This is a genomic window from Rubrivivax benzoatilyticus JA2 = ATCC BAA-35, from assembly GCF_000190375.1.
Taxonomy (GTDB): domain Bacteria; phylum Pseudomonadota; class Gammaproteobacteria; order Burkholderiales; family Burkholderiaceae_C; genus Rubrivivax; species Rubrivivax benzoatilyticus.
The window spans coordinates 1-4,645 of record NZ_AEWG01000137.1 but is presented as its reverse complement, the minus strand read 5'-3'; the positions used below and the strand labels follow the sequence as shown (position 1 = coordinate 4,645).

The 4,645-nt window shown below is 75.4% G+C and carries 3 protein-coding genes; 1 reads left to right on the top strand and 2 read right to left on the bottom strand.

Annotated elements, in window-relative coordinates:
* A partial coding sequence (locus tag RBXJA2T_RS20440; protein ID WP_009858262.1) for a sensor histidine kinase occupies positions 1-1,327 on the top strand: 1,327 nt, incomplete at its 5' end.
* Between the two features lie 13 nt (positions 1,328-1,340).
* Here the strand turns inward: RBXJA2T_RS20440 and RBXJA2T_RS15035 are convergent.
* A complete protein-coding gene (locus tag RBXJA2T_RS15035) occupies positions 1,341-1,922 on the bottom strand; it encodes a response regulator (protein WP_009858261.1) in 582 nt (193 codons plus the stop codon).
* Positions 1,923-1,987: 65 nt separating this feature from the next.
* Positions 1,988-4,645: PAS domain S-box protein (locus tag RBXJA2T_RS19570; RefSeq protein ID WP_009858260.1), on the bottom strand; the 2,658-nt coding region annotated here is incomplete at its 5' end.

Genomic DNA, 4,645 nt, shown 5'->3' with positions numbered 1-4,645 from the left:
CGGGGCGCCCGCGCCGCGCGCCGCGAGGCCGAGTCGCTGCTGGACGGCTGGGGTCTGGCGCAGCGACGCGTCGCACCGCCTCGTCGCGCTGCAGCCGCCGGCCGGCAGCAGCGTCGGCGGCCCGGCCGCCGGCGGCCCGCTGTGCGAGCAGTTCGAGACCTCGCATCCCGAAGCCGACGGCGATCTCGGCGCACGGCTGGCGACGCAGCGCGCCTTCCGCGCGCTGCGCGTGCGCCTGCGCGCCGACGGCAGCGCCTGGCGGCTGCGCGGCGCGCCGAGCTTCGACGAACTCGGCCGTTTCGACGGCTTCAGCGGCACCGCCGAGCCGGTGGCGGCGCAGGACGCGCTGGCGGCCGACCATGCGGCGCTGCAGGCGGTGCTGCAGGCCGTCGACGTGCCGGCGCTGCTGGCCGCCGGCGACGGCCGCGCCGACGGCTGGGCGCTGCGTGCCCTCAACCCGGCGGCCCGCCGCTGGCTGGAGCGCGACGCCCCAGCCTGGGGCGAGGTCCTCGCGCGGCTGCCGGCCGCGGTGCGCGAGGCGCTCGCCGCCTCGGCGCCGGGCAGCGCGACCGAGGTCGACGGCTGGGTGCTGCGCCGCTGCGACATCGAGGCCGAGGCCGGGCTGCTGGTGATGCAGGCCGCCCGCGCCGGCGAAGAAGGCGACGGCGCGGCGTTCAGCTTCACCGTCTCGCACGACCTGCGCGCGCCGATCCGCGTCGTCGAAGGCTTCACGCGCATCCTGAAGGAGGACTACGGCCGCCAGCTCGACCGTCTCGGCAACGAGCACCTGGACCGGGTGCTCGGCGCGGCGGCGCGCATGAACCACATGATCGACTCGATGCTGGCGCTGGCCAAGCTGTCGCAGCAACCGCTGGCACGCCAGCCGGTGGACCTGTCGCAGCTCGCGGCCTGGGTCGTCGACGACCTGCGCCGGCAGTCGCCGCCGGAGCGCCGCGTCGAGGTCGAGATCGAGCCCGGCCTGGCGACGCGCGGCGACCCGACGCTGCTGCGCCTGGTGCTCGAGAACCTGCTCGGCAACGCCTGGAAGTACAGCGCGCGCAACCCGAAGGCGCGCATCGTCTTCGCCAGCCAGCCGCACGAGGGCCGCGTCTCGTACTACGTGCGCGACAACGGCGCGGGCTTCGACATGCGCTCGGCCGACCGGCTGTTCGGCCTGTTCCAGCGCCTGCACAGCGCCAGCGAGTTCCCCGGCAGCGGCGTCGGCCTGGCGTCGGTGCGGCGCATCGTGCGCCGCCACGGCGGCGAGGTCTGGGCCGAGGCCGAACCCGGCCGCGGCGCGACCTTCCACTTCACGCTGCGCGACTGAGGCGCGCCGCGCCTCAGGACGAGCGCGCGAGCTCCTCGACCGCGGCGACCAGCCGCTCGGCCTGCGCCGTCTCGGCGATGCCCTGCTCGGCGGCCATGCGCTGCAGGCGCTGGCGCGCCGCCTGGCGCGACAGCGAGTGGCGGTGCATCAGCACGCCGACGGCCAGCGGCAGCGGGTCCGACAGCGGCTCGGGCGCAGGCGCGGCGGCGGCCACCACCGGCGCGACCGCCGGCGGCGGCGCGAGCTGGCCGGCGCGCAGCCGCGCGAACGCGTCGTCGACGGTCGGCAGGATCTGGTCGATGTCCAGCGGCTTGATCAGGTAGGCCACGGCGCCGAGCTCGTGGACCTTGGCGATCGTCGCCTCGTCGGCAAAGGCCGACAGGAACATGAACGGGATGCGGGCGACGTCACGCAGGTACTCGGCGACGTCGAAGCCGCTCTTGCCTTCCATGCGGATGTCCAGCAGCGCGATCTCGGGGCGCAGCTGGCGGGCCTTGAGAATGGCCTCGTCACCGTTGTCGGCGTCCACGACCTCGTACCCCGCCTGCGCCAGACCGTGTGTCACGGCGGCGAGCACGAGGCGGTCGTCGTCCACCACCAGAATCCTGCCCTTCGAAGCCATCGAACCGTCGCCCTCCGCGCGACCGCCGCTATTCTCGCCTACGGCTGCAGCAGAACACGCGGCGGACGCAGCAGGATGCGCGCACGGACCTCGCCACCCGCCTGTTCGAGGGACAGCGTGGCCCCGCGCGGCAGCAGCGAACGCACCAGCGCCAGGCCGCCCATGCCGCGCGGCACCTGGTCGATGTCGAAGCCCTCGGCCAGGCGGCCGGGGTTGCGCACCTCGACGACGAGCTCGCCGGCGGCCTCGCCCGGCGTGATCAGGCACTGCAGGTCGCCTTCGGGCGCGTGCTTGACTGCGTTGGCCAGCAGCTCGTTGACGCACAGCGCGATCGGGATCGCCTCGGCCTCGGGCAGCAGGTAGCGCTCGGCGCCCGGCGCGGCGGAGAACAGCACCGCCCGGCCGAAGGCCCGGCGCACCGACTGGGCGATCGCGCCGACCACGGCGGCCGCACCCAGCGGCCCGCTGCGCACCTGCAGGCCGAAGACCTGGGCGATGGCCTGCACCTGGGCCTCGGCCTCGAACAGCAGCCAGCCCATCTCGGGGTGCTGCTTGGCGTTGTGGCGCAGCAGCCCGGCCACGCCCTGCAGGTTGTTCTTGATGCGGTGGTGCACCTCGCGCACCAGCGACTCGCGCTGCACGATCTCGGCCGTCAGCCGCGCCTGCTCGGCCTCACGCTCCTCGGTGACGTCGCTGGCCACGAGCAGCAGCAGCGGCGCGCCCACCGGCCCGGCCACCGGCGCGATGCGCGTGTCCCAGACCGTGGTCTGCCCGGCGGCGCCGAGCTCGCGCAGCTCGTGGCGCTGCAGGTCGGTGCCGGCGGCCGCGGCACGCAGCCAGTCCTCGACGGCCTGCGCGGTGGCAGGCTTGCAGAGCTCGGCCGGCGTGCGCCCCAGCGCCTCGTCGACCGGGCGGCCGAACAGCGTCGCGGCGACGTGGTTGCATTCCTGCACACGCAGCTCGGCGGCGTCGAACAGCGCGATCGCCAGCGGCGCGGTCTCGATGATGCGGCGCAGCGACTCGCGCGCCTGCTCGATCGCGATCTGCGCCTGGCGGCGGCGCTCGACGTCGAGCAGCGCGAAGGTCAGCTGCGGGCCGCTGGACTCGCTGGCGGTGGCGACGACGCTGCCGACGACCCAGAACTCGCGCCCGTCGCGGGCCTGCAGCCGGCACTCGAAGGGCTCGGTCTCGCCGGCGGCCAGGCGCTCGCTCCAGTCGCCGCGGCGCAGCGGATGCTCGTCCTCGGGCGTGGCGACGGTGGCGATCGGCCGGCCGATGAAGTCGGCCAGCTCGCCGGCGAACATGCGCTGCGCCGAGCGGTTCATCCAGGTGATGCCGGTGTCGCCGACGGTGACGATGCCCACCAGCACCGAGTTCAGGATCGCCCGCGTGCGCTCGGCCTGCACCTGCAGCGAACGGCGCGCGCGCACCGCCGCGTCGATGTCGACGAAGGAGCAGATCAGCCCGGCGCCGGCATCCTCGGCGTCGACCGGGCGCACCGCGGCCTGCACCCAGACCAGTTCGCCATCCTTGCGGCGCAGCGTGCGTTCGCCGTTGAAGCGGCCTTCGGTGGCGAGCGCGTCGCGCACCTCGCGCTCGCGCTGCTCCCATTCGCCTTCGGGGCACAGGCTGGCGGTCGGCAGCTGCACCAGCTCCTCGGGCCGGTAGCCGGTGAGCCGCGACAGCGCCTGGTTGGCGCGCTCGATGCGCGGGCCGCGCATCGTCGCGATGCCGACGTCGGACAGGTCGAACATCAGGTCGCGCTCGCGCAGCAGGCGCTCGAGTTCGCCCTGCTGCGCCTTCAGCGAGGAGATGTCGGTCAGCACCGCCACGGCCTCGGCCTCGGCCTCGGGCAGCGCCGACTCGGCGCGGTGCACCGACAGCGAGTACCAGACCGGCTGGCCGCGGCGTTCGCCGGCGACGAGCTCGGTCTCGTAGCCGCGGCCCTCGGCCATCGCGCGCGTGATCTCGGCGGCGATGCCGCCGCTGCCGTCGGGCGCGCCGAAGAGCTGCTGCAGCGAGGCCCCGGCGGCGGCGCCGGCGGCGACGCCGAGCATGCGCTCGAAGCGGTGGTTGCAGCGCACCAGCAGCGCCCCGCGCAGGTAGGCGATGCCGGCGTTGGAGCCGTCGAGGATGGTCGTCAGCTCGCGCAGCAGCTGCTCGTTGCGGCGCTGCGCGACCTCCTGGTCGGTGACGTCCAGCGTGACGACGGAGGTCGTGCGGCCGCCCGACAGCGCCCCCGGCTCGACCCGCGTGAGCAGCCAGCGCAGCCCCAGCTCGGGGTGGCGCACGGCGTAGCGCACCTCGGCGCGTTCGCCCAGGCGCAGCGCACGCTGCAGGCGCTCGTACTCGGCCATCGACTCGGGCTCGACGAGCTCGCGGCCGATGCCCTGCAGCCCGGCGCCGGCACGTTTGCCGGCGGCCGCCGGCGCCGGCCGCGGCCGGTCGGAGACCAGCCAGCCGCGCGCCGGGTCGTAGGTGGCGACACCGATGCTGGCGGTGTCCATCAGCATGCCGATCTCGAGCTGGGCGAGGTCGCGCTCCTCCTCGGCGCTGCGGTCCTCGACGACGGCCATCACGCGGCGCTGGCCGGCCTCGGTGGCCCAGCCCGACAGGCGCGCGCCCAGCCGCCGCCGGCGTCCGCCGGGCAGCGGCACCAGCGCCTGGCGCTCCAGCGGCGGCGCGCCGGGCACGAG